General features: G+C 30.2%; 30 protein-coding genes. 26 read left to right on the top strand and 4 right to left on the bottom strand.

Annotated features, from left to right (window positions below; genetic code table 11):
- Positions 1-16: 16 nt before the first annotated feature.
- The gene (locus Q326_RS0102695; RefSeq protein WP_026893991.1) at positions 17-634 is read right to left on the bottom strand and encodes a metallophosphoesterase; all 618 of its coding nucleotides are present in this window, start codon (positions 632-634) and stop codon (positions 17-19) included.
- A gap of 155 nt (positions 635-789) precedes the next feature.
- Between Q326_RS0102695 and Q326_RS0102690 the strand changes: the two genes are divergently transcribed.
- The 7 genes from Q326_RS0102690 to Q326_RS0102660 all read left to right on the top strand — a co-directional run bounded on the left by Q326_RS0102690 (position 790) and on the right by Q326_RS0102660 (position 5540).
- Entirely contained in the window at positions 790-1122 is a 333-nt protein-coding gene (locus Q326_RS0102690; RefSeq protein ID WP_026893990.1) for a hypothetical protein, read from the top strand.
- 66 nt (positions 1123-1188) lie between these two features.
- The gene (yunB, locus tag Q326_RS0102685) at positions 1189-1851 is read left to right on the top strand and encodes a sporulation protein YunB (protein WP_026893989.1); all 663 of its coding nucleotides are present in this window, start codon (positions 1189-1191) and stop codon (positions 1849-1851) included.
- Positions 1852-1955: 104 nt separating this feature from the next.
- Entirely contained in the window at positions 1956-3215 is a 1260-nt protein-coding gene (gene hflX / locus Q326_RS0102680; protein WP_026893988.1) for a GTPase HflX, read from the top strand.
- 13 nt (positions 3216-3228) lie between these two features.
- A complete protein-coding gene (locus tag Q326_RS0102675; RefSeq protein WP_026893987.1) occupies positions 3229-3882 on the top strand; it encodes a HEAT repeat domain-containing protein in 654 nt (217 codons plus the stop codon).
- Positions 3883-3968: 86 nt separating this feature from the next.
- The gene (locus tag Q326_RS0102670; protein ID WP_026893986.1) at positions 3969-4400 is read left to right on the top strand and encodes an NUDIX hydrolase; all 432 of its coding nucleotides are present in this window, start codon (positions 3969-3971) and stop codon (positions 4398-4400) included.
- 85 nt (positions 4401-4485) lie between these two features.
- The gene (locus Q326_RS0102665; RefSeq protein ID WP_026893985.1) at positions 4486-5133 is read left to right on the top strand and encodes a YigZ family protein; all 648 of its coding nucleotides are present in this window, start codon (positions 4486-4488) and stop codon (positions 5131-5133) included.
- Positions 5134-5147: 14 nt separating this feature from the next.
- A complete protein-coding gene (locus Q326_RS0102660) occupies positions 5148-5540 on the top strand; it encodes a CoA-binding protein (protein ID WP_026893984.1) in 393 nt (130 codons plus the stop codon).
- A 76-nt stretch (positions 5541-5616) separates the two neighbouring features.
- Here the strand turns inward: Q326_RS0102660 and Q326_RS0102655 are convergent, their stop codons facing one another.
- Both Q326_RS0102655 and Q326_RS0102650 read right to left on the bottom strand, forming a co-directional pair.
- A complete protein-coding gene (locus Q326_RS0102655; RefSeq protein ID WP_026893983.1) occupies positions 5617-5964 on the bottom strand; it encodes a sulfite exporter TauE/SafE family protein in 348 nt (115 codons plus the stop codon).
- On the bottom strand, positions 5964-6329 hold the full coding sequence (locus Q326_RS0102650; protein ID WP_026893982.1) for a sulfite exporter TauE/SafE family protein: 366 nt from the start codon (positions 6327-6329) through the stop codon (positions 5964-5966). Before Q326_RS0102650 ends, Q326_RS0102655 begins: the two co-directional genes overlap by 1 nt.
- 156 nt (positions 6330-6485) lie before the next feature.
- Between Q326_RS0102650 and cysK the strand changes: the two genes are divergently transcribed.
- From cysK to Q326_RS0102630, 4 genes are all read left to right on the top strand, one after another.
- On the top strand, positions 6486-7403 hold the full coding sequence (cysK, locus tag Q326_RS0102645; protein ID WP_026893981.1) for a cysteine synthase A: 918 nt from the start codon (positions 6486-6488) through the stop codon (positions 7401-7403).
- A gap of 208 nt (positions 7404-7611) precedes the next feature.
- The gene (locus tag Q326_RS0102640) at positions 7612-8355 is read left to right on the top strand and encodes a YebC/PmpR family DNA-binding transcriptional regulator (protein ID WP_026893980.1); all 744 of its coding nucleotides are present in this window, start codon (positions 7612-7614) and stop codon (positions 8353-8355) included.
- A 183-nt stretch (positions 8356-8538) separates the two neighbouring features.
- Positions 8539-9540, top strand: coding sequence for a formimidoylglutamase (gene hutG, locus Q326_RS0102635; RefSeq protein WP_026893979.1), 1002 nt, complete (start codon positions 8539-8541; stop codon positions 9538-9540).
- Between the two features lie 273 nt (positions 9541-9813).
- Positions 9814-10113, top strand: coding sequence for a hypothetical protein (locus Q326_RS0102630; protein ID WP_156936227.1), 300 nt, complete (start codon positions 9814-9816; stop codon positions 10111-10113).
- Between the two features lie 248 nt (positions 10114-10361).
- Here the strand turns inward: Q326_RS0102630 and Q326_RS0102625 are convergent, their stop codons facing one another.
- The gene (locus Q326_RS0102625; protein ID WP_026893977.1) at positions 10362-11108 is read right to left on the bottom strand and encodes a sulfite exporter TauE/SafE family protein; all 747 of its coding nucleotides are present in this window, start codon (positions 11106-11108) and stop codon (positions 10362-10364) included.
- A 381-nt stretch (positions 11109-11489) separates the two neighbouring features.
- Here Q326_RS0102625 and Q326_RS0102620 point away from each other — a divergent pair, with 381 nt between their 5' ends.
- The 15 genes from Q326_RS0102620 (at position 11490) to secD (ending at position 23609) form a co-directional block, all read left to right on the top strand.
- Positions 11490-12230 (top strand): hypothetical protein, encoded by a 741-nt coding sequence (locus Q326_RS0102620; protein ID WP_026893976.1) that lies wholly within the window; start codon positions 11490-11492, stop codon positions 12228-12230.
- Between the two features lie 74 nt (positions 12231-12304).
- On the top strand, positions 12305-12898 hold the full coding sequence (locus tag Q326_RS0102615) for a BofC C-terminal domain-containing protein (protein WP_026893975.1): 594 nt from the start codon (positions 12305-12307) through the stop codon (positions 12896-12898).
- Positions 12899-13015: 117 nt separating this feature from the next.
- Positions 13016-13510 (top strand): crossover junction endodeoxyribonuclease RuvC, encoded by a 495-nt coding sequence (gene ruvC, locus Q326_RS0102610; RefSeq protein WP_026893974.1) that lies wholly within the window; start codon positions 13016-13018, stop codon positions 13508-13510.
- A gap of 13 nt (positions 13511-13523) precedes the next feature.
- Positions 13524-14120: a Holliday junction branch migration protein RuvA gene (gene ruvA, locus Q326_RS0102605; RefSeq protein ID WP_026893973.1), complete on the top strand. Its 597-nt coding sequence runs from the start codon at positions 13524-13526 to the stop codon at positions 14118-14120.
- A 15-nt stretch (positions 14121-14135) separates the two neighbouring features.
- A complete protein-coding gene (gene ruvB, locus Q326_RS0102600) occupies positions 14136-15143 on the top strand; it encodes a Holliday junction branch migration DNA helicase RuvB (protein ID WP_026893972.1) in 1008 nt (335 codons plus the stop codon).
- A 59-nt stretch (positions 15144-15202) separates the two neighbouring features.
- Positions 15203-15415 carry a DUF2905 domain-containing protein gene (locus Q326_RS0102595; protein WP_026893971.1) on the top strand — a complete coding sequence of 71 codons (213 nt, stop codon included), beginning with the start codon at positions 15203-15205 and terminating at the stop codon, positions 15413-15415.
- A gap of 27 nt (positions 15416-15442) precedes the next feature.
- Positions 15443-17032, top strand: a complete 1590-nt coding sequence (locus Q326_RS0102590; RefSeq protein WP_026893970.1) for a SpoIID/LytB domain-containing protein — start codon at positions 15443-15445, stop codon at positions 17030-17032.
- A 12-nt stretch (positions 17033-17044) separates the two neighbouring features.
- On the top strand, positions 17045-18070 hold the full coding sequence (gene queA, locus Q326_RS0102585) for a tRNA preQ1(34) S-adenosylmethionine ribosyltransferase-isomerase QueA (protein WP_026893969.1): 1026 nt from the start codon (positions 17045-17047) through the stop codon (positions 18068-18070).
- Between the two features lie 31 nt (positions 18071-18101).
- Positions 18102-19220 (top strand): tRNA guanosine(34) transglycosylase Tgt, encoded by a 1119-nt coding sequence (gene tgt, locus Q326_RS0102580; RefSeq protein WP_026893968.1) that lies wholly within the window; start codon positions 18102-18104, stop codon positions 19218-19220.
- A gap of 94 nt (positions 19221-19314) precedes the next feature.
- On the top strand, positions 19315-19584 hold the full coding sequence (yajC, locus tag Q326_RS0102575; protein WP_026893967.1) for a preprotein translocase subunit YajC: 270 nt from the start codon (positions 19315-19317) through the stop codon (positions 19582-19584).
- A 108-nt stretch (positions 19585-19692) separates the two neighbouring features.
- On the top strand, positions 19693-20082 hold the full coding sequence (locus Q326_RS0102570) for a TIGR04086 family membrane protein (RefSeq protein WP_051531034.1): 390 nt from the start codon (positions 19693-19695) through the stop codon (positions 20080-20082).
- 71 nt (positions 20083-20153) lie between these two features.
- Positions 20154-20309: a six-cysteine ranthipeptide SCIFF gene (gene scfA / locus Q326_RS18125; RefSeq protein ID WP_084489502.1), complete on the top strand. Its 156-nt coding sequence runs from the start codon at positions 20154-20156 to the stop codon at positions 20307-20309.
- A 90-nt stretch (positions 20310-20399) separates the two neighbouring features.
- Positions 20400-21749 carry a thioether cross-link-forming SCIFF peptide maturase gene (scfB, locus tag Q326_RS0102560; protein ID WP_026893965.1) on the top strand — a complete coding sequence of 450 codons (1350 nt, stop codon included), beginning with the start codon at positions 20400-20402 and terminating at the stop codon, positions 21747-21749.
- Positions 21750-21762: 13 nt separating this feature from the next.
- Entirely contained in the window at positions 21763-22266 is a 504-nt protein-coding gene (locus Q326_RS0102555) for a gamma carbonic anhydrase family protein (RefSeq protein WP_026893964.1), read from the top strand.
- Positions 22267-22340: 74 nt separating this feature from the next.
- Complete coding sequence (gene secD, locus Q326_RS0102550; RefSeq protein ID WP_026893963.1) at positions 22341-23609, top strand: protein translocase subunit SecD; 1269 nt, start codon at positions 22341-22343, stop codon at positions 23607-23609.
- The last annotated feature ends 11 nt before the right edge of the window (positions 23610-23620 follow it).

The following is a 23620-nucleotide window of genomic DNA, read 5'->3' as shown; positions in this document are numbered from 1 at the left end:
CTACATATTTAAATACTTAAAGACCTATTTTCTTTTTACATAACCTTTTTTCATCTGTGCCAAAGGGATAGGGTAATGTAAATAGATCTAGGGTATCTAGATTTATTATATTTATATTCATTATTCCATTTAGATATATTTTCTTATTTTTTGTATTGGTATATAGAGATATATTGTGGCCAAATAGATTTAAGTCTCCTGGAGATTTAAGTATTTCATTGGGATAATGACTCATCATAACATTTATGTTCTGTATATATGTGTTATCACTTAGATCAATAATTTTTGAACGGTTTACATAGTTCATTACTGCTGATTTGTCATCATGGTTTCCCAATGCAATAAATACTTTGTCAGCTGATGAATTTTCCATGATATCTATTATATCTGATACCCTTTTTTTATAGTAATTAATTTTATAAGGACGAATTTCTAATTTTATATTATCAACCAAATCTCCAGTGTGAACAATATAATTAGGTTTTAATTGATTAATTATAGATTTTAAAGTAGAATAAAAAGACTCAGGGGTATCTGAAATATGGAGTAGAAGCTTTCCATTTCCATTGATTATATCCTTTGGCAAAAAAGGTTTTCCAGAGATTAAATAGATTAATTTTTTAAAGCTAGACATAATATCACCTTATTTTTAAAGTATTAAATAAACTATAAAAATATTATAGCATAGTTTAAAGAATTTTCTCATATTTTCATTTAGTATTTGAAAAAACATATGGTATAATTGATTTAACAAAATATGGGTATTCATAATTTAGAGGGGATGAAAAAATGAAAGATTTTAAACCTGTTTGTCATCATTGTGGTGGAGAAATAAAATATCTAAATGATTTGGTAGTAGTATCAGAATTACTAAATCCAAAGCCTATTACTTATCATGATAGGTGTTATGTAAAAAACATAAAAAAGTTAAGGGGAGATCTGCTAGGAGGTCCAATAAATACATTTAAAAACACTGTATTAATTATATTATATATTTTAATTAGTATAATTTTCTTATTTTTGAATTATGTAATGGGAATAATATTTTTACTAGTGGCCTCGGTACAGATATATTTTAGATTATATAGTTGGTTTAAATATGAAAAGAAATATTTTAGCTAAAGATAAATTATAATGACTTTATACTTTTATTAATCATAAGCATATACTGTAGAGGGGTGTGTTTATGTGAATAAGTATAAAAAGAGAAAGAAAAAGATTTTTTTTGCTATAGTATTAATAACAGTCTTTATCATTTATGGTTTTGTATTTGTAGAAAAAAATATAAAGCCAACAGTATTGGCAATAAGTGAAGTGAAGGGAAGGATGATAGCAACTCAAGCAATAAATGATGCAGTAAAGGTTAAAATAAAGAATGATATAAAGTATAAAGATTTAATATACATATCTTATGATAAAGATGGAAGAGTAACAACTATGCAAGCAAATACAGCCCTTATGAATAGTATAGCCTCTGATGTAGCTTTAGAGGTGCAACGGAAGATGGGAGAAATATCTGCTAAAAGCATAAGGATACCATTGGGAAATGCACTAAACAGTCAGATATTGTCTCAAGTAGGACCTAAATTTAATATTAATATAGTGCCTAAGGGCACTGTAAGTGTAGACTTTGAAACTGAATTTGAGGAATCAGGTATAAACCAGACTATTCATAGAGTTTTTTTGACAATAAGGGCTGATGTCAAGATAATAGTACCATTAGGAGCAGATACTGCCCAAGTAAGTACTAGAGTGCCCATAGCAGAGACTATTATAGTGGGAGATGTACCTAATAACTATATTAGAGTTCCTAAAGATGAATATATGAACGTTATCCCAAGTGAACAATAGTAACTATAGAAAATATAATTGTTTTAATATAAAATATTATTTAAAACAAAGTTAATTAAAGAAACTATTAAAATTTATTATAAAATAATTTAGAGAGGTGTAGTATGGAAAAAGTACTTTTAGTTGGATTGGATACAAACAGTAATGATGGCATCACAATAGATAGCTCTGTTAAGGAATTAAAGGAATTAGCTGAAGCTGCTGGAGGAGAGGTGGTATCCAGTATTATTCAGAAAAGAGATAGGGTAGATTCATCTTTTTATATCGGAAAGGGTAAAGTGGAAGAAATATCGATTTATTGTGAAGAGCTAGATATTGATACTGTTATTTTTAATGATGAATTATCAGGAGCACAAATGAGAAATGTAGAAAAGGTAGTGAATAGAAAAATAGTTGATAGGACTAATTTAATATTAGATATTTTTGCCAGTAGAGCATTAACTAAGGAAGGTAAATTACAGGTTGAATTGGCACAACTTAAATATAGACTCCCAAGACTCATAGGTCTAGGTACCCAATTATCAAGGACTGGAGGAGGTATAGGTACTAGAGGGCCTGGGGAAATGAAGTTGGAAATAGATAGAAGACATATATTATCTAGGATAACAGATATAAAAAAACAGCTTAAAGATATAGAAAAGAACAGAGATATAAAGAGAAATAAACGAAGTGAATCTAATTTACCTGTTGTTGCTTTAGTTGGATATACCAATGCAGGTAAATCTACTTTGTTTAATAATATTATAAAAAGATCTGATGATTATACGGATAAAAAGGATGTATATGTAAAGGATATGCTTTTTGCTAGTTTAGAGACAAAACTTAGAAAAAGCTTGTTGCCAAATGGACAGAGGTTCCTTGTAACGGATACAGTAGGATTTGTAAGTAAGCTACCTACACATCTTATTGAGGCATTTAAAGGTACTTTAGAAGAGGTAAAATATGCGGATTTATTATTGCATGTAGTGGACATAACCAATGAAGATCTGGATATACAGATGAATACGACTATGAAAATTATTAAGGATTTACAGGCAATAGATAAACCTATCATAACGGTGTTTAATAAAACAGATAAGATAGATTATAAAGATGTGAATTACAATATAGAAGGTCCTAAAGTATACATTTCGGCAAAAGAGGGTATTGGTGTAGATAAATTAATGAAAGAGATTGAAGAAAATTTACCACAAAAATTTTATGATGTAAAGCTTTTAATACCATATAGCGAAGGAGACATTTCTTCAAAAGTGTTTAGTGAAAGCAAAGTCGAAGAGTATGAATATATAGAAGAAGGGATCAAAATCAAAGCTGTATTAAATCATATTGAATATAATAGACTTAAAAAGTATATTTTAGACTAAAGGGTGATAAGTCTTGACTGATAAAAATGTCAGATGGGAAAATATATGCAATTTTGAAGATTATCAAATAACATATATGCTTTATAGGGAAGGTAAGAGTATATCTGTATTATCTATTATAAGAAATATGGATAAAAAACAGGTGGAAAAGCATATAATAAAGGCAAAGATAGAGTTAAGTAAAAAAAGAAATAGCAAAGATGTATTAATAGAGATTATGTCAAAAGATAAAAACACTAGGTTAGATATAATAACGGGTTTAAAAGAACAAAAAAGGAAATTTTTAATATCTGAAATTTGTAATAGATATACCAAGTTTAAAAATCCCGATGATAGAATGATATTAATATGGATGATGGGTGAAATTAAGGATTCTAAATTTTTACCATTTCTGAGAATGGAGTTGAGGAGTAAAAATGTCAATTATAGAAGATTGGCATGTTCAGCTCTAGGGAAAATAATGGATAAGACTGCTAAGCCATGGATAGAGAAGGTACTTGAGGATTCAAACCCTCAAGTGCGACAATATGCAATAAAAGCGTTAACTGGTATAGGGGATATAGAATCTATAAAAAAGTTAAAAAATGTTCTTATGAGTAGAAATGAAAAGGAATATGTAAAAAGAGCAGCAAAGGAAACTATTATGGAAATACAAAAATATATCTAAAAAAAGTTCAAAGGTTCTGAAAACTCTTGAAATAATTGGGAGTTTATTATATTATAAAGATAAGAATAGGGAGGAGGCGTTTAAATATGCTTTTTAGAAGTTGTGCTGGTGGAGTGGTTTTTTATAAAGATGAAGTATTTATACTGAAAAATGAAAAAGACGAATGGGTTTTACCTAAAGGAAAAATTCGTGACTGTTTCCTAGCTTCTGAAACGGCAGTAAGTCGTGTAAAAGAAGAGACTGGTGTTGATGCTGATATTGTGTCATCTGTCGGGGAAACAAGTTACGAATTTTATTCTTTATCTAGACAAAGACCAGTATGTAATCAGATAATATGGTATATCATGGAGTCTGATACAGACCAATACAGCGTCAAGAAAAGTGAAGGATTTAAAGAAGGAGGTTTTTATCATATCGATAAGGCTGTTGATATGATAACCTACAGTCAAGATAAATCCTTAGTTAGTCTCGCCTATAAAAAGTATTTAGATTTGAAAAAAGAAGAGTTAGTTGTATAGGGCAGAAAATCTGCCCTTTGTTTTTTTTGTAATATAATATAAAATAGATTATGAAATTATTTTTAGCATTAAAGGAGAGTTAAGTATGAAGGATAGATACAAGACTATTCATAGTATAGGTGTCGATGAGATTATAATAAATAAGTCTAGATTTATAGGTTATGCTAAACCCATAGATAGTCAGCAAGATGCAATAGATTTTATAGAAGAGATAAAGTCAAAACATAGGGATGCAACCCACAATGTACTAGCATATGTTTTTGGAGAAAACAGTAATATACAGAGATATAGTGATGATGGTGAACCTAGTGGTACAGCAGGGATACCAGTATTAGAGGTTATAAAAAAAGAAGATCTAAGAAATGTAGTAATTGTTGTAACTAGGTATTTTGGAGGTAAAAAATTAGGAGCAGGTGGATTAGTTAGGGCATATACCAAAGGGGCTAAAATAGCATTAGATGCAGCTAATATAGTACATAAGGTATTATATAATAGAATAAAGATACGTGTAGATTATACTCTATATGGGAAAGTAGAAAACGATCTTTTAGCTATGGGATATATAATTGAAGATGTAATATATGATGATGCAGTGAATTTGATAGTACTATGTGAAACGTCAGGAACTGATGAGCTGAAAAATAAAATTATAGATATGACCAGTGCTAAGGTTAAATTTGATATGTTAGGGAAAGAGTTTTTTTCAATAGATAATGGGCAAATTATAAAATAAGGGAGGAGTTTAGAATGGAAAATATGGAAAAATTAAAGCAGGAGATGTTGGATAAAAAGGTATGGGCAGTAGTGGGGGCGACACCAACAACTAGAAAGTTTGGTTATAAAATTTGGAAAATACTTAAAGATAATGGATATGAAGTATATGCTATTAATCCTAGATATGAAGAAATAGATGGAGATAAATGCTATTCTTCTTTGAAAGAACTTCCTAAAATACCAGAAGTAGTTGACTTCGTAGTACCACCAGCTTTGTCTATTAAGGTTATAGATGAAGCCAAGGAATTAGGGATTGAAAATCTCTGGTTTCAGCCAGGAACAGCAGATGAGAAGGTTTTAGATAAAGCAGAAAAAATAGATACTAAATTTGTATATTTAGAATGTGTTTTAGCGGAATTGAAATAGACCTACTAAACTATTACTTTATATTTTTGTCACAAATATATGGTTGTCAATAATCTGAGCTTATTTTGATAAGCTCTTATTTTTTATAGAAAATATGGAATATACCCATAATAAATAAAAACAATGCAAATGCTGTTTTTATGTTTTGGTTTGAAAGATTAATAGCTAAAGTGGAGCCAATAAATGCCCCTAATAGTCCAGAAATAATAATTGGGATAGCTATTTTAGTTTCTATATTATTATTTTTAAAATGAAATAATAAAGATATAGTAGCAGTAGGTATAAAGATTGTTAGATTGATACCTTGGCTTTGTTTTTGGGATAAGTCAGTAAAAAAAGTTAAAGCAGGTATTAATAAAGTGCCACCACCTATACCCATGCCTCCCATAATACCACTAAATAATCCTATAAAAAAAATAATCACTATTTTATCACCATCCTCACAGAGGCTATAATCATAATAATGCCAAAGATTTTTTTCAATGCATTAGTTGGTATATAGTTTAGTAATTTAGCCCCAATAAGACCTCCAATTACACTACCACTACATATTATTAAAAGGTCATTATCAAGATGAATCACATTATTTTTAAAGTATAATACTGTACTTAGAACACTTAAAGGCAGTATTATAAATATAGCTGTTGAGTGGGATTTATGCTCTTCGAGATGTAATATATATATTAATGATAATACTAGGATAATACCGCCTCCAGATCCAAATACACCATTTATAATACCCACTAAAATTCCTAAGAATATGGGATATTTCTTCTTTTTTGTAGACATACAATTCACTCCAATTATATTTACTAAGATATAGTATTGGTATTATTTTTTGCTATATACATAAACTTATACTATTGACTTTACAATACATATTTTATATAATACCGATAAAACCGATTGAATTACTTGGGATTATGGTTAAAAGGAGATGATAAGGTGAAAATTGTAAATAATATATATGAACTTATAGGATACACCCCTATGATTAGATTAAATAAAATATTAACCCAGGATAGTGGAGATGTTTATGTTAAATTAGAATCTTTTAATCCAGGTAGTAGTATTAAAGATAGGATAGCATTAAATATGATTGAAGGTGCAGAAAAAGAAGGAAAGCTGAAGAAAGGTTCAGTAATAGTAGAGCCTACCAGTGGCAATACAGGTATAGGAATAGCTATGGTTGGTACTTCCAAGGGATATAAAGTTGTAATTGTTATGCCAGATACTATGAGCATTGAAAGAAGAAATCTTCTTAAAGCTTATGGGGCTCAATTAATTCTTACTCCAGGAAGTAAAGGAATGAAAGGGGCTATAGATAAGGCAAAGGAGCTTACTGAGGAAAATAGCAATTACTACATGTTACAACAATTTGAAAACCCTTATAACCCCGATGCACATGTAAATACCACGGCCAATGAAATAATAGAACAAATGGAAGGAAAATTAGATTATTTCATTGCAGGAGTAGGCACAGGAGGAACTGTAACTGGTGTTTCTAGGGTGCTTAAAGAAAAATTACCCTCTGTTAAAACTGTGGCAGTAGAACCTAAGGATTCTCCAGTATTATCAGGAGAAGAACCTGGTCCCCACAAGATTCAAGGGATTGGTGCTGGATTTATTCCTAAAACAATGGATCTACAGGTTGTTGATATGATAGAAAAGGTAGAATATGAAGATGCAGTAGATACAATGAAAAAATTAGCTCAAGAAGAAGGAATATTGGTGGGTATTTCTTCAGGTGCTGCTATATATGTGGCATTGCAATTAGCAAAAAAAGCAGGAAAAGGAAAAAAGGTAGTTGTGATAGCGCCTGATAGTGGAGAACGATATTTGAGTACTGGGATATTTGAATAGTATGCATAAATTTTAAAAAGAGACGAAGAAAGAGAGAAAATAGTTAATATTGTAATGTCTTAGTAGTTAGAGGCATTGTGATTGTATTTTCTTTCTTTTTATTTTTGATATTATACAAATAAACAAAGTATTTTTTTAGATGAATTTTTATGATAAAATATAATATCGAGTGAGTTTTTATTAGGTAATAGAAGGAGGTATTTACAAAATGGCTGGACATTCAAAATGGGCTAATATAAAACATAGAAAAGGAAGACAGGATGCAAAGAGGGCCAAGATATTTACTAAATTGGCTAGGGCTATTACTGTTGCTGTTAAAGAAGGTGGAGATGATCCCGAATACAATGCAGCATTAGCTGCTGCTGTAGATAAGGCTAAAGCAGAGAATATGCCCAATGATAACATTGATAGGGCTATAAAAAAGGGTTCAGGGGATTTAGATGGTGCAAGTTTTGAAGAGATAAGTTATGAAGGATATGGTCCTAACGGTGTAGCAGTAATGGTGAAATGTTTAACTGACAATAAGAATAGAACAGCAGCAGATGTAAGACATTATTTTTCTAAACATGGTGGAAATCTAGGGGCAACTGGATGTGTATCTTTTATGTTCGATAGAAAGGGTATACTAATCATAGATAGAAAAGAGAATATGGATGAAGATGAAATGATGATGCAGGCATTAGAAGCGGGAGCAGAAGACTTTGAAGCAGATGATGAATATTTTGAAATAACAACTACACCAGAAGATTTTAGTGCAGTTAAAGATGCATTAAAGGGTATTGGATATGAATTTTCTACAGCAGAGGTATCGTTTATTCCTCAAAATCAAACAAAGCTAGATAGCAAAGAAGACATTAAAAATATGACTAAACTAATTGATGCATTAGAAGATAATGACGACGTTCAAGATGTGTATCATAATTGGGAAATGCCAGAGGATTTGGAGATATAAAATATTATCAGTATATGAACAATTAATATTGAATACATCTTTTTATGTTATGTATAACTAATATATAGCATGGAGAGGTGTATTTTTTATTTTAAACATTGATAAAATTCCAGAAGAAAGTTACAATGATTATTGGTTTGTCATTAAACAATTTTTAATATATATAAAATCGGGAGGATTTAAATGTTTACAAAAAACTATAAAACTACAGATGAAAGTTTTTGGAATGGAAGAATTGATAGTTTAGATGATTTTTATGCATATAGATGGCATCAATGGATTGAAAGAATAGATTTAACAGATGAAAAATTAACACCATATGAAGATAAATTGGGGATTGGATTTATAGGGTTTTGTTCTGATGAGGGTATAAAAATAAATAATGGCAGGGTAGGTGCTTTTGATGGACCAAAGGCTATAAGAAAAAAAATGGCTAATTTACCCTGTTGTTTTAGTAAAGATGTAAAACTTTTTGATGCTGGAGATATAATCAATAGAAATTGTACATTACAGGAGAGCCAGGATTTACTTGCTATTTCAGTAGAAAAGATATTAGATTCAAATCTTTTCCCAATTCTTTTAGGTGGGGGACATGAGATTGCCTTTGGGCATTATAATGGTGTGTTAAATTATTTAAAAAAACATACAAAAAAACCAAATATAGGCATAATAAATTTTGATGCCCATTTTGATTTAAGACCATATGATAAAGAATCTAGTTCAGGTACTATGTTTCGACAGATATCAGATATATGCATACAAGAAAATATAGATTTTTCTTATTTTTGTATAGGTATACAGAAACATAGCAATACATTGAGCTTGTTTAAGACAGCAAATGAGCTAAATACTAAATATATATTGGCAGAGCACATGGAAAAAAAAGAAGAGATTGATTTATTAAATAAACTTAGAAATTTTATATCCCAACAAGAATATATATATATAACAATATGTTCAGATGTATTGGCTGCTGCATATGCACCTGGAGTAAGTGCTCCACAACCCTTAGGAATAACTCCACAAATACTGTTAAAATATCTTAAATATATATTAAAATCTAAAAAAGTAATAAGTTTTGATATAGCAGAGATTTCACCTAAATTGGATATAGATAATATGACATCAAATTTAGCGGCATCAATTATATATTCTTTAGTAGATACTCTTTGTAAAATGAAATAGATAATACAAAAGATATCATAAAAAATATCATCATAATTGATAAACAAAAATGAGTTAGTAGGTATTAGCTAGTAGTTGTCGGAAGAAATTTTATGGATTTTATCATTAAACTACTACCTATTAACCATTAACTACTAACTCATTTTATACCTATATCTACAATATGAAGGGAGGGAGATAGATTTCATTAAAGGTTTTTTTAATAAAAATATACAAAAATATTGTAATAGACATCTAATCAAGTTAGATAAAAATAAATTTATAAAAGGAGATTTGCGTGAAAATAGTAAATGTCAGAAGAACTCTGTGGAAAAAGTAAAAAAAGGTGAGGCAGATAATGTTATATTATGTATTATTGCTGATGAAAATAAAAAATATTTTGTTCATTTTATAAATAAAAAGGGTAATAAATTTATAGACAATACCTTGGGGGCAGGATATAAATTTATTGAGTATTACTATATAAGGACCATAAAAAAAGATGAATATGACTATGTAGATGAAATACTTGAAAAGACTCAAATAGATATTTTAGAAAGGGTATTTTTTTATAAATCAATTTTGACTAATTAAATGAGTTAGTAGTTGATGGTATAAGCAGAGAACCCAAATCTTTATTATGATTTGGAGTGAATCGCTTAGTGGTAAAGTGAAGAGTGTAAAAAAAGCAAAAAAGAAGTTAGTAGGTATTAGCTAGTAGGTAGTAGTTGATGGCAGAAATCCTACAGATTTCATCATTAAACTACTTACTACTAACTGTTACCTACTAACTTATCTTATAGCTTTGTCTACAATTTGAGGGGATTTAGTATTATAAATACCTAAATATCTATAACACCAAAGAGTTTTAGAGACATTAGTATTACTGATACAATGACAACAATTCTAATCCATTTATCTCCTTTGTTTACAGCAAAGTTGCTTCCTAAATAAGCACCGATACTATTGCCTATTGCTAAAATAATACCAAATGTCCAATCTATTTTATTATTTACTATAAATACAATCAGTGAAGATAGCATATATAAAGCTACAACTAAAACTTTAATACTATTTATTTTTGTTAAAGAGAATCCAGTGATAAGAGTCAAAGATGCAATGATAATAAATCCTACTCCAGCTTGGATTAATCCTCCATAGATACCTATAAATAAAAATACAATTATAGCAACAAATTTTTTAGCACCTTTTAATGAGTGAATTTCTGAAGACTTTTTTTGAGGCTGCCATATAATCAGTATCAAAATTCCTATCATAATAGTGGCTAATATTTTATTAAAAAGTTCATCAGACAGTGATATTGCAATTTTAGCTCCTATTATTGCACCTATAGTGGCAGGAATAGCCAATGTAAGTCCTAATCTATAATCAAAAAAACCTTTGCTTTTAAAATTACATATGGCTACAATATTTTGAACCATTAAAGCAATTCTATTAGTTCCATTTGCTATAGCTGAAGGAAGTCCTAGAAATATTAATATGGGAATTGTGAATAATGATCCACCTCCAGCTACAGTATTTAAAAACCCTGATATTAGACCAGTAAAAAGAATTAATAAGAGATTCATTGGTACCTCCTTTTATAATAATATTTTAATTTATTTTAACATAGTTACAAAAAAGATTCCCAGTAGCTATTGTCAGATGGTCAATTAAATTATATAATATTCTAAGTCATCTTTAATTTGAAAAATATATCGAAAAATAATAGAATATGAAGTATCCCATAGAATGTTAGTTTAATTTGGTCTCAGGGTTTATAACAGAAAATCTTTTACAGCATCAAAGAGTCAATTAAGGTATTTAGGTAAAGATTTAGATTATATACATTTTAAGTAGTCGGACATGCATAAAAATGAAAAAGATTTTCTACTAAATGTATATTTTTTTGATAGGTTTTGTTATAGCCCTCTTTGAAGTTGGTAATAATTGCTAAGGGAGGGATTTTTATGTCCACATCTGCGATAAAATTGTGGGAATTGTATGATGGATTAAAAAATCAGTTTTTATTCGATAATGATATTAATTCTATACATATATTGTTATCTCTATATGATTTGGAAGAGAACATAAGCAATATATATCCTAAATATATTTGTTCTAAAAATATCAGACATAGAATTAAAACTGTATTAAATAATAATGAAAATAAAGATATAATAGCCCAAAGTATAACTAGGATAATACATGATGATATCAATAGAATAGAGTTATGTTTTTATTTAGAAGGTTATAAATATGGATTTTTCAATAATAATTGGGTAAATATTATCGAAAAAAGAGCTTTAGAAGTATTTAATATCGAAAAAATATATGAACAAAATTATTTGTTTCATTTCAATATTAAAGATAAAAAGGCAAAGGGTATACGGAATAGTATAAGAAAAGAAATAGATATGAAAGAAAATAGGGACAAAGATATACACAAAATGGTTAATGATTTTTGTGAAAAAGTTATAAAGAAAAAAATTATAAATTTAGATAAATATGTTGACAAGCAATTGAAGTTGGATTTCAATATTTATAACCAGAATTTTAATATTAAAGAAGAGTGTTACAAACTTGATGAGACTCATATAAATAAAGTGTATTCAGCTATAGTACAGGTATTGACTAGAAATCTTAAAAATATTTATAAAGATGCCTGTTGGTATGCATTGAATGATAAAGTATTAAAAAGATATGTTTAAATTTAGTATAAATGAATAAAATACATAGAAGTTGGAAAAAATATCCCTCTAGAGAGACTTAGGAGGGATATTTTATGAAATTTTTAAAAGGGTGGATTTTTGCCCTGATTCTAACTGCTTCTATAGTTAGTGGTTTTTATTTAGGAGTATTTGCAGGAGATAAAATAGTGAATAAAAAGCCTCAAGAGAAGGTTGATGAACCTCAAGATATTTCTATGGAAGAACAGAACAATGTTGAGATAGCTAGAGAAGAAGAAAAAATAAGACCAAATACAGATATTGAATATATAATATACTATACACAATGTGATCACACTATAAGAGAATCTAAAAAACCTGATGAAAATATGATAAATATGAGTGAAAAAGACTTAGATGAATATATATTATCTAGAGAGCTAGACTGGAAAGTAGTGTATTTTAATAATAATAAGGTTATTATTAAAGTAAACAAGGAACAGATTTGTCCAAATCATTATGTATTAAAAGAAAAAGATGGTAGGATAGCTGTATATAAGATAAATGAACAGGGAGAGATGGATTTAAAAGAAATAATAAGCCATCCTGTAAGCTTATTGAGAGAGGTAGATCAAGAAAAATTAAGGAAGGGCATAATTGTTGATAGTCAGGAAGAACTTATAAATACTTTAGAAAATTTTATAAGTTAAATATAAAAAATAAGACATAATGTCTTATTTTTTATATTTGAAAATAATAAAGGAATTTGGAGAAAAATATCGAATATATGTTTGTATAGTATGTAATTTTTATAGGGAGATGATTCAGTGATAATAATAGGAATTGATCCAGGAATTGCAATTGTAGGATATGGTATTATAAGATATAAAGGAAATAATTTTAAAGTGATAGATTATGGTGCAATAACTACAGAGCCTAAATATTCTTTTCCAGAAAGACTTAAAATTATATATGATGAGCTTACTGAAATTTTAGTTAAATATAATCCCGATGTCTTTGCTATAGAGGAGTTATTTTTTAATAAAAATGTAAAAACAGCTATAGATGTGGGACAGGCCAGAGGTGTAGAATTATTGACAGCAATAAATAAAGAGATAGATATTTTTGAATATACTCCTTTACAGGTAAAACAAGGAGTAGTTGGATATGGACGGGCTAAAAAAAGACAAGTACAAGAAATGGTAAAAATACTTTTAAATCTTTCTGAAATACCTAAACCTGATGATGTAGCCGATGCTTTGGCGGTAGCTATATGTCATGCCCATTCAATGAATTTTGACAGTCTATTTAGAATAAGATAATGGAGGTTTTTCTATGTTCGAATATATAAAGGGCATTATAGATTTTATTGGAGAAGATTATATAGTTATAGAGAATGGAGGAATAGGGTACAAGGTATTTACTTCTAGAAATTCTATATTATCTATTAATGAAGATGATGGCAAGAAAAATTGTAAAATATATACATTATTAAATGTAAGAGAAGACGACATTAGTATTTATGGATTTACATCTAATGAGGAACTTAAAATATTTAAATTGTTGTTATCTGTTAGCAAAATAGGACCCAAAGTAGGTCTAGGCATGTTGTCTACTATGTCTCCAAATGATATTAAGCTTTCTATAACATCTGAAGATGTAGATAATTTGTCTAAGGCACCAGGTGTAGGAAAAAAAACTGCTAGAAGAATAATATTGGAGCTTAAGGACAAAATTGAATATGATATATCAGAAGATTTAACAAGTGTAGATATATCAACTCATGGAAATATAGACGAGACTATAACTGCATTAATGGCATTGGGCTATACTAGAATAGAAATAAATAAGGTTATTGGTAAAATAGATATGGAGAACTTAACTACTGAAGAAACTATAAAGAAGGCTTTATTGGAATTGTCAAAAAAATAGTGGAGGTAATAGGGAATGGAGGAAATGGAAAATAGGATTATAACAAGGAATATAAGGGAAGAAGATTATGAGATGGAATTTTCATTGAGACCTAAAACCTTAACGGAATATACAGGACAGGATAAGATAAAGAAAAAATTAGAGATTTTTATCAAAGCAGCAAAAGACAGACAAGAATCCTTAGACCATGTACTATTATATGGACCACCTGGTTTAGGAAAAACAACCCTTGCAAGTATAATAGCTAATGAAATGGGGGTAAATATTAGAATTACTTCTGGTCCTGCTATTGAAAGACCAGGGGATTTAGCTGCTATATTAACTAATTTAGGGGAAAATGATGTATTATTTATAGATGAAATTCATAGGTTAAATAGAACAGTAGAGGAAATATTATATCCTGCCATGGAGGATTTTGCATTGGACATAATTATAGGAAAGGGACCCAGTGCAAGGTCTATAAGATTAGATTTATCTAGATTTACTCTTATAGGGGCAACTACAAGGGCCGGTCTTTTGACATCTCCATTAAGAGATAGATTTGGAGTTATCTGCAAATTAGACTATTATGAGATTGATGATTTAAAAATCATAGTTAGAAGGTCAGCAGAAATATTACAGGTGGATATTGATGAAGAAGGGGCATTGGAGATAGCTAAGCGGTCCAGGGGAACACCAAGGATAGCAAATAGACTATTAAAAAGAGTAAGGGATTATGCCCAAGTAGTTGAAGATGGATTTGTAAATAAAGAAGTTGCTAAGAAGGCATTGGAATTGTTGGAAGTGGATGATTTAGGTCTAGATAATGTAGATAAAAAGCTTATAATGACTATCATAGAAAAATTTGGAGGTGGTCCTGTAGGCCTAGATACATTGGCTGCATCTATTGGTGAAGAGAGAAATACTATAGAAGATGTGTATGAGCCTTATTTATTGCAGATAGGATTTATAAATAGAACTCCAAGGGGTAGAGTAGTGACTCAGAGGTGTTTGAAACATTTTAATATAAAACTCGAGAATTAAAGGCGGAACTTATATTTTAGAATTTTGTGTAGTGATTATTTCATAGGAGAGTGGAATAAATGCAATCTATAGGAAAGATGATAATAACTATTGGTGTTTTATTAATAGTACTGGGAGGAGCGTTAATTGTCTTTCAAAAAATGGGATTAGGAAGATTGCCTGGAGATATTTTTATTAAAAAAGGCAATTTCACCTTTATTTTTCCTGTAATGACATCTATAATTATAAGCATAGTATTAAGTTTGATATTTTATTTAATAAATAGGATGTAAAGAAATAATGAAGAGGGGGAGATAGCATTGGGGAGAAAAAATATTATATATATATTGTTTGCAATTATTTTAGTCATGTCAACCCGTAGCTATAGTTATGCTAGTTATGATATACCCGATTATGTAGACATAGGGCTTAAGAGCATCATGAATGGAAGCAATACTTATACTGTTCAAAGTACTGATGGATTTAATGTAGGTGAAGTAGAAAGAGATTTTGAGACTATTTTAAGGATAAAAGAGGACGAAATTACAGTGGGATATGCTCAAAATATTAGTCCATATATTATTGTAATGGACAAGGAATTTGATGATATTAGTGATATAACAGATGAAATTGATGAATTAAAGGATGATGAAGATCTATTGGCCTTTATATATGCATGTAATGGAGGATATTACATAGCATTTGGACCTTATACAAGTGAAAGAGAAGCAGAATCTGATTATCGTAGTATGGAAGATGATATAAATGGAGATCTAAAAATAATAACTACTGATGACGATGCAATAGCTGTATATGATGATTATGAAGGTATGCTTTTTTTATATAATAGTGAAGATAGCACATATTTTATTTCAGCGGATAATTGGGACAAGGAGTCTGTTGTAGAATTAGACAATAATGCCTATAGGGATTATATAGGATTTACTGTAAGAAATAAAAAGATAATCCCAATAAATCGTGTTACTGTAGACCATTATTTATATGGTGTAGTTCCTAGAGAGATATCTCCAAGTTGGCATGAGGAGGCGTTGAAGGCTCAGGCTATTGCAGCTAGAAATTTTACTATTGTAAATATAGATAGGCATAATGCAGAGGGGTTTGATCTGTGTGACAATAATCATTGTCAAGTTTATGGTGGATATAAATGGGAAGATTCCAAGACTAATGATGCCATTGATGATACGAGAAATGAATTAATTACATATGATGGAGAACCTATATATGCTTATTATCATTCCAACAGTGGTGGTAAAACAGAAAACAGTGAAAATGTATGGAGTAATCCAGTACCGTATTTAAAGTCTGTAGAGGACAAGTTTTCTGTAGGCTCCCCTAACACTAATTGGCAATTAGTACTTACTAATGACAAAGTAAGAGAGGTCTTTTCTAGAAATGGTATAGACATTGGGGAGATACTGTCTATAGATGTATTATCTAAGTCTGAAAATGGTAGGATATTAGAGATTGAATTCGAAGGGAAATATGGCAGCAAGGTATTTGAAAAAGAAGAGATAAGAAAAATATTTGGGTATAATATTGTAAAGAGTACATGGTTTGATATTGGATCTTCTGGCATAGAGACGTATGTAATAGATGGTCTGGGAAATGGAATACAAAGGATGTCTGTAGATTCAGCCTTTATATTGTCAGGACATAGTAACAATATAGCAAATAGAGGTACCAATAGAAAAAATATTAGGTATAATTTAACTGATGGAGAAAATCATAAAACTATAAACCAATCATCTAGTGAAGGTATAGTTTTTAATGGAAAAGGTTGGGGACATGGATTGGGAATGAGTCAGTGGGGAGCTAAAAAGATGGCTGAACTAGGCTATAGCTATGAACAAATAATAGAATATTATTATAATGATGTAGAAATTGAGTAAAGGATGATGAATTTGAAGACGGAGGATTTTAATTTTTATTTGCCAGAAAAACTTATAGCACAACACCCATTAGAGGATAGAAAGCTATCTAGACTGATGATATTAGATAAAGAAACAGGGAAAATTGAACATAAGATATTTAAAGATATAATAGAGTATTTAAACCCTGGAGATTGTTTAGTGTTAAATGATACAAAGGTCATACCTGCTAGATTGTTTGGAGAGAGGAAGAACACTGGCGGCAAGGTTGAGTTTTTGCTATTGAAAAGGGTAAAGGGAGATCAATGGGAGACTTTGGTTAAGCCTGGTAAAAAAGCCAGAATAGGAGATAATATAGTGTTTGGAGAGGGACTTTTAGAGGCTACTGTTTTAGATATAAGAGAAGGGGGAACACGGTTAATAGAATTTAAATATAATGGGATATTTAATGAAATATTAGATAAATTGGGAGAGATGCCCCTTCCTCCTTATATAACAGAAAAGTTAGGTGATAAAGATAGATATCAGACTGTATATTCTAAAAATGAAGGGTCTGCTGCTGCACCTACTGCGGGTCTTCACTTTACAAAAGAATTGTTGGATGATATTAAGAATAAGGGAGTTAATATAGCATTTATTACTCTCCATGTGGGATTGGGCACATTTAGACCTGTAAAGGTAGATGACGTAGAAAACCATGATATGCATTCGGAATTTTTTGATGTATCTAAGGAGGCTGCAGATAAAATAAATAATGCAAAGAAAAATGGTGGAAGTATTATATCAGTAGGGACTACATCTACAAGAACTTTAGAGACGGTTACTGATGATAATGGTGTGGTGAAAAGTAAATCTGGATGGACAGATATATTTATATACCCTGGTTATAAGTTTAAAATAGTAGATAAGTTAATAACTAATTTTCATTTGCCAGAATCTACTTTGATAATGCTGGTAAGTACCCTTTCTACTAGGGAAAATGTGTTAAATGCTTATAAGTGTGCTGTTGATGAAAAATATAGATTTTTTAGTTTTGGGGATGCAATGTTTATTAAATAAAAATTAAGCAATATATAACAGGAGGAAGGATATGGTTATAAAATATGAATTAATAAAAGAAGCCAGTGATTCCAATGCCAGATTGGGAAAATTATATACACCTCATGGAGTGATAGAGACTCCTATTTTTATGCCTGTGGGGACTCAAGCTACAGTTAAAACGATGACACCTGAAGAATTAAAGGATATGGGAGCTCAAATAATATTAAGTAATACTTACCATCTTTATTTAAGACCGGGCCATGATTTAATAGATGAAGCTGGAGGATTACACAAGTTTATGAATTGGGATAAGCCTATTTTGACAGATAGTGGTGGTTTTCAAGTATTTAGTTTAGGGGATTTGAGAAATATTGAAGAAAAAGGAGTGGAATTTAGATCCCATATAGATGGCTCAAAACATTTTATAAGCCCTGAAAAATCTATTGAAATACAAAATGCCCTTGAATCGGATATAGCTATGGCCTTTGATGAATGTGCTCCTTACCCTGCCGATAAAGATTATGTAAAAAATTCTTTAGAAAGGACAACGAGATGGGCAAAGAGGTGTAAAGATGCCCATAAAAAACCAGTTAAGCAGGGTATATTTGGAATAGTTCAAGGAGGAATGTATAAAGATTTAAGGGAGCAAAGTGCTAAAGAGATAATTGATATAGATTTTCCTGGATATGCCGTTGGAGGGCTGAGTGTAGGAGAGCCTGCTAATATAATGTACGATGTATTGGATTTTACTACACCTCTATTGCCTAAAAACAAACCTAGATATCTTATGGGAGTGGGGAGTCCAGATTATCTCTTTGAATCAGTTATTAGAGGAATAGATATGGCAGATTGTGTTTTGCCTACAAGGATGGCTAGAAATGGTACGGTATTTACTAGTCAGGGAAGAGTAATAATAAAAAATGCCCAATATGCTAGGGATTTTGGAAAACTAGATCCAGAATGTGACTGCTATACTTGTAGAAATTATTCAAGGGCATATATAAGACATCTATTTAAAGCAAAGGAGATTTTAGGTGCACGACTTACAACTATTCACAATCTATATTTTCTAATTAAACTGATGGAAAACATAAGAAATGCAATAAGAGAAGATAATTTATTGCAATATAGAGAAGAATTTTACAAAAAATATGGATATATAAAGTGAGTCAAGAATAGTATGTGAATAAAAAACATTAAAAAATTGAAGGATTTAATGATTGTTTGTTGAATAAAATTATATTAGAAGGGAGGAGCAATATATGGAATACACTAGATTTATTTTCCCACTAGCCTTTTTGGTACTATTTTATTTTTTATTGATTAGACCTCAGCAGAAGAAAGATAAGAAGATAAGAGAGATGAGGAGTAATCTAAAGGTAGGAGATGAGATAGTAACTATTGGAGGCATTAAGGGTAAGATAATAAACTTAAAAGATGAAGCCCTTACCATCGAAGTTGGTGCAGACAAGACTAAACTAACTGTTGCAAGATGGGCAATTGGTAATATTGGTAACAGAGAAGAAAAATAATGTTACATAAGAAGAAAAACTTCCTAAGTCAAGTCTAGGAAGTTTTTTTATTTGTGATTGGAATATTAATTATTTTTCAGCATAATTATGGACTAAAGGGGGGGTTATATGAGTAGAAATATAGGAGTTAGGAAAAATGGGGTAGTAATGTCTCTAATAAAGGGGCTTTTATTCAGTTTTTTATTGACTATGATTTTCTTTATTATTTTTGCACTGCTATTGACTTATACTGATCTGTCTGAAGGATATATACCTATAGTAAATTCTATCATTATGGTAGTATCTATTGCAGTTGGAGGAATAGTAATCTCATCTAATATTATGAATAAAGGTTGGTTAAATGGAGCAATCCTTGGACTTCTATATGTATTTATTTTCGTTATATGTGGGAGTATAATATTCAAATCATTTAATCCCAACATATATATGTTTTCCAAACTAGGAATTGGATTGATTAGTGGTGCCGTTGGTGGTATGATAGGAGTAAACATAAAATAATACTTTATCTAAAAGTAAGAGATATGATATAATCTAGGAGAAGAAAATGGCATAATTAGGAGGTATATATTATGAAACATATTAAGACAATCAGTGGTAAAAGTTTTGCAAATACTATAGCCAATGGTGGATGTGGAGAGTGTCAAACATCATGTCAGTCAGCTTGTAAGACTTCCTGTACAGTAGGAAATCAGAGTTGCGAAAACAGTAATAACATTAAAAAGTAGTGGATATCCACTACTTTTTTGAATTTTTGTTGAATAAGTTAATATTTTGCTATAGAATAATACATGGCATTAAATATGGGAGGCTATGATATGAATAATATACACAAATTTCAACTAAATGATAAAAATATTATTTTAGATGTAAACAGTGGAGCAGTGCATGTGGTGGATGACATAATCTGGGACATGGTAGATCTTTATAAAAATATGACATTGGAAGATATAGTAGATACATTAACGGGAAGATATTCTACAGAGGATTTAAAGGATGCATATGAAGAAATAAAAGATTTGGCTAATAACGGATTATTGTATACTGAGGATATATATGAAAAGTATGTGGATCCAAATGCACAAAATATTGTTAAAGCATTGTGTTTACATATAGCTCATGATTGTAATTTACAGTGCAAGTATTGCTTTGCTTCTCAAGGGAATTATAAAGGGAAGAGTGAATTAATGTCCTTTGAGGTGGGAAAGAGATCTTTAGAGTTTTTGATAGAGAATTCTGGTTCTAGAAGAAATCTTGAAGTAGACTTTTTTGGTGGAGAGCCATTGATGAATTTTGATGTAGTTAAAAAGTTAGTGAAATATGGAAGGGAATTAGAAAAGAAATATGATAAAAATTTTAGATTTACTTTAACTACTAATGGTGTATTATTGGATGATGACAAGATGGATTTTATAAATGAACATATGCATAATGTAGTTTTGAGTTTGGATGGTAGAAAAGAAGTAAATGATAATATGAGAAAAACATTAGATAATAAGGGAAGTTACGATATAATAGTGCCTAAATTTAAGAAGTTTATTAAAAAAAGGGGAGACAAGGATTATTTTGTTAGGGGAACTTTTACTAGTGAAAATTTAGAGTTTTCCAAAGATGTACTCCATTATAGGGATTTGGGGTTTGAAGTTACTAGTATGGAACCAGTTGTAGCTGATCCCAAATATAGTTATAGTATAAAGGAAGAGCATTTAGATACGATTTTCAAAGAGTATGAAAAATTGTCTAAAGAATATATAGATATAAAGAAAAAAGGTGAGAATTTTAGTTTTTATCATTTTGTTATAGATCTAACTCAAGGTTCATGTATATTAAGAAGAGTATCTGGTTGTGGAGCAGGTTCTTACTATATGGCAGTAACTCCAAAGGGAGATCTATATCCATGTCATCAATTTGTAGACCATGAAGAATTTAAGATGGGAGATGTATTTAAAGGAGTAATTAATGATGAGGTAAGAGAAGAGTTCAAAAGAGCCAATATATATACTAAAGAAGAATGTAAAGGATGTTGGGCTAGATTTTATTGCAGTGGTGGATGTCATGCTAATGCATATAATTCTAATGGCAATATATTAAAACCCGATAATATAGCTTGTGAAATGGAGAAAAAAAGGATAGAATGTGCTATATCTGTCGTAGCTAATTTAGATTAATAGGAGGTTTTTTATGATTAAAGCATATGAAGGCATATCTCCTAATGTCCATGAAAGCTGTTTTATAGCAGAAAGTGCCGATGTAATAGGAAAAGTCCATATAGGAAGAAAATCCAGCATATGGTATAATGCAGTTCTTAGAGGAGATGGAAATGAAATAATAGTTGGAGAGTGTACAAGCATACAAGATGGTACTGCTGTTCATATAAGCAAGAAATATAAGACTATTATTGGAGATTATGTAACAATAGGGCATAATGCTATTATACATGCCTGCAATATTGGGAATAATGTTTTAATAGGTATGGGTTCAATAATTCTTGATGGAGCCATTATAGAAGATAATGTTATTGTGGGAGCTGGTACTTTAATAACTTCTGAAACTAGGATACCTTCTGGCTCTTTAGTTTTAGGTTCTCCTGGTAAAATAGTGAGAAAGTTAACAGAAGAGGAAATAAAAGAATTGAAAAAGTCTGCATTAAATTATGTAAATTATACAGAAAAACACAAACTTTAGATATTTTTTACACTTTAAGCAAATAATTTTTGTGATATAATATTCATTATGGAAATGTGGAGGAGGAATAATAAATGAAATTCAAAAACACAGTTATTTTCCTATTAATAGTTGCTGTGGTGGCTTTTTTAGGATATAGTTCTATAACTGGACTAGATTTAGGAAAATACAGATTAAATTCAGCTAGAGAAGAAATGAACTTAGGTCTTGATTTAGAAGGTGGAGTGTTCGTAGTATTAGAAGCGCAGACTGGTGCAACAGGGGAAGAACTTGCTCAAAAGATGAAAGAAGCCAAGTCTATAATAGATCAAAGGGTAAATGGACTTGGAGTAACGGAGCCTACAATTGTAATAGAAGGAGAAGACAGAATTAGGGTCGAATTACCAGGACTTAAAAATACCCAAGAGGCATTGGATATGATTGGTAAAACAGCAGAATTACAATTTATGGATCCTTTAGGGAATGTGGTTTTGACTGGCGAAAATGTAAAAAAATCGCAGCCAATGTATGAAACAGATCCTGTAACAGGAGGTAAAAGACCTGCAGTATCTTTGGAACTTGATAGTGTTGGAGCAGAAAAATTTGCAAAAGCTACTAAAGAATTAGTATCTAAACCTAATATTGAAGATAAAATCATTTATATAGTACTAGATGGTGATATTATATCAGCTCCATCAGTATCAAGCGCTATAACCGATGGGAATGCATCTATTAGTGGTAGTTTTACTATAGAAGAGGCTAGTGACCTAGCTACATTAATACAGGCTGGAGCATTACCAGTAGAGATGAAGGAAGTACAGTCATCGGTAATAGGCCCTACTTTAGGACTTAAATCTTTAGATAAAAGTGTATATGCAGGTATGATAGGGCTACTATTGATTTTTGTATTTATGATTATATTTTATAGAATTCCTGGACTTGTTGCAGATATAGCATTGACTATATATATCCTTTTAGTTATGGTTACTATGATAGGTATTAATGCCACTCTTACATTACCAGGTATAGCCGGTTTAATACTTTCAGTAGGTATGGCAGTAGATGCAAATGTAGTTATTTTTGAAAGAGTAAAGGAAGAGTTGAGGGTAGGTAAGACTTTGAGATCTGCAGTTGATTCAGGATTTAAAAGGGCATTATCTACAGTTTTAGACGCTAATGTAACTACTCTTATAGCTGGTATTGTATTATTTAATTTTGGAACGGGTCCAATAAAAGGGTTTGCTGTAACACTGATTATAGGTATAGTTGCATCTATGGTAACAGCAGTATTCATAACTAAATACTTGTTAAGGTTAGTTATCGGAATGAATATAACTAAAAATATAAAGATGTACGGTGCTTAAAGAAGGGAGAG

Origin of the sequence: Clostridiisalibacter paucivorans DSM 22131, from assembly GCF_000620125.1 — a bacterium.
Lineage (GTDB): Bacteria > Bacillota > Clostridia > Tissierellales > Clostridiisalibacteraceae > Clostridiisalibacter > Clostridiisalibacter paucivorans.
The sequence above is the reverse complement of the archived record's forward strand: the minus strand, read 5'-3'. Positions and strand labels throughout refer to the sequence as shown.

What these genes read in the sequence shown, in the direction of transcription:
- Q326_RS0102695 (WP_026893991.1), bottom strand. Translation starts at nt 634, where the DNA reads ATGTCTAGCTTTAAAAAATTAATCTATTTAATCTCTGGAAAACCTTTT.
- Q326_RS0102690 (WP_026893990.1), top strand. Translation starts at nt 790, where the DNA reads ATGAAAGATTTTAAACCTGTTTGTCATCATTGTGGTGGAGAAATAAAA.
- hflX (WP_026893988.1), top strand. Translation starts at nt 1,956, where the DNA reads ATGGAAAAAGTACTTTTAGTTGGATTGGATACAAACAGTAATGATGGC.
- Q326_RS0102670 (WP_026893986.1), top strand. Translation starts at nt 3,969, where the DNA reads ATGCTTTTTAGAAGTTGTGCTGGTGGAGTGGTTTTTTATAAAGATGAA.
- Q326_RS0102665 (WP_026893985.1), top strand. Translation starts at nt 4,486, where the DNA reads ATGAAGGATAGATACAAGACTATTCATAGTATAGGTGTCGATGAGATT.
- Q326_RS0102660 (WP_026893984.1), top strand. Translation starts at nt 5,148, where the DNA reads ATGGAAAATATGGAAAAATTAAAGCAGGAGATGTTGGATAAAAAGGTA.
- Q326_RS0102650 (WP_026893982.1), bottom strand. Translation starts at nt 6,329, where the DNA reads ATGTCTACAAAAAAGAAGAAATATCCCATATTCTTAGGAATTTTAGTG.
- Q326_RS0102640 (WP_026893980.1), top strand. Translation starts at nt 7,612, where the DNA reads ATGGCTGGACATTCAAAATGGGCTAATATAAAACATAGAAAAGGAAGA.
- hutG (WP_026893979.1), top strand. Translation starts at nt 8,539, where the DNA reads ATGTTTACAAAAAACTATAAAACTACAGATGAAAGTTTTTGGAATGGA.
- Q326_RS0102625 (WP_026893977.1), bottom strand. Translation starts at nt 11,108, where the DNA reads ATGAATCTCTTATTAATTCTTTTTACTGGTCTAATATCAGGGTTTTTA.
- Q326_RS0102620 (WP_026893976.1), top strand. Translation starts at nt 11,490, where the DNA reads ATGTCCACATCTGCGATAAAATTGTGGGAATTGTATGATGGATTAAAA.
- Q326_RS0102615 (WP_026893975.1), top strand. Translation starts at nt 12,305, where the DNA reads ATGAAATTTTTAAAAGGGTGGATTTTTGCCCTGATTCTAACTGCTTCT.
- ruvA (WP_026893973.1), top strand. Translation starts at nt 13,524, where the DNA reads ATGTTCGAATATATAAAGGGCATTATAGATTTTATTGGAGAAGATTAT.
- ruvB (WP_026893972.1), top strand. Translation starts at nt 14,136, where the DNA reads ATGGAGGAAATGGAAAATAGGATTATAACAAGGAATATAAGGGAAGAA.
- Q326_RS0102595 (WP_026893971.1), top strand. Translation starts at nt 15,203, where the DNA reads ATGCAATCTATAGGAAAGATGATAATAACTATTGGTGTTTTATTAATA.
- tgt (WP_026893968.1), top strand. Translation starts at nt 18,102, where the DNA reads ATGGTTATAAAATATGAATTAATAAAAGAAGCCAGTGATTCCAATGCC.
- yajC (WP_026893967.1), top strand. Translation starts at nt 19,315, where the DNA reads ATGGAATACACTAGATTTATTTTCCCACTAGCCTTTTTGGTACTATTT.
- Q326_RS0102570 (WP_051531034.1), top strand. Translation starts at nt 19,693, where the DNA reads ATGAGTAGAAATATAGGAGTTAGGAAAAATGGGGTAGTAATGTCTCTA.
- scfA (WP_084489502.1), top strand. Translation starts at nt 20,154, where the DNA reads ATGAAACATATTAAGACAATCAGTGGTAAAAGTTTTGCAAATACTATA.
- scfB (WP_026893965.1), top strand. Translation starts at nt 20,400, where the DNA reads ATGAATAATATACACAAATTTCAACTAAATGATAAAAATATTATTTTA.
- Q326_RS0102555 (WP_026893964.1), top strand. Translation starts at nt 21,763, where the DNA reads ATGATTAAAGCATATGAAGGCATATCTCCTAATGTCCATGAAAGCTGT.
- secD (WP_026893963.1), top strand. Translation starts at nt 22,341, where the DNA reads ATGAAATTCAAAAACACAGTTATTTTCCTATTAATAGTTGCTGTGGTG.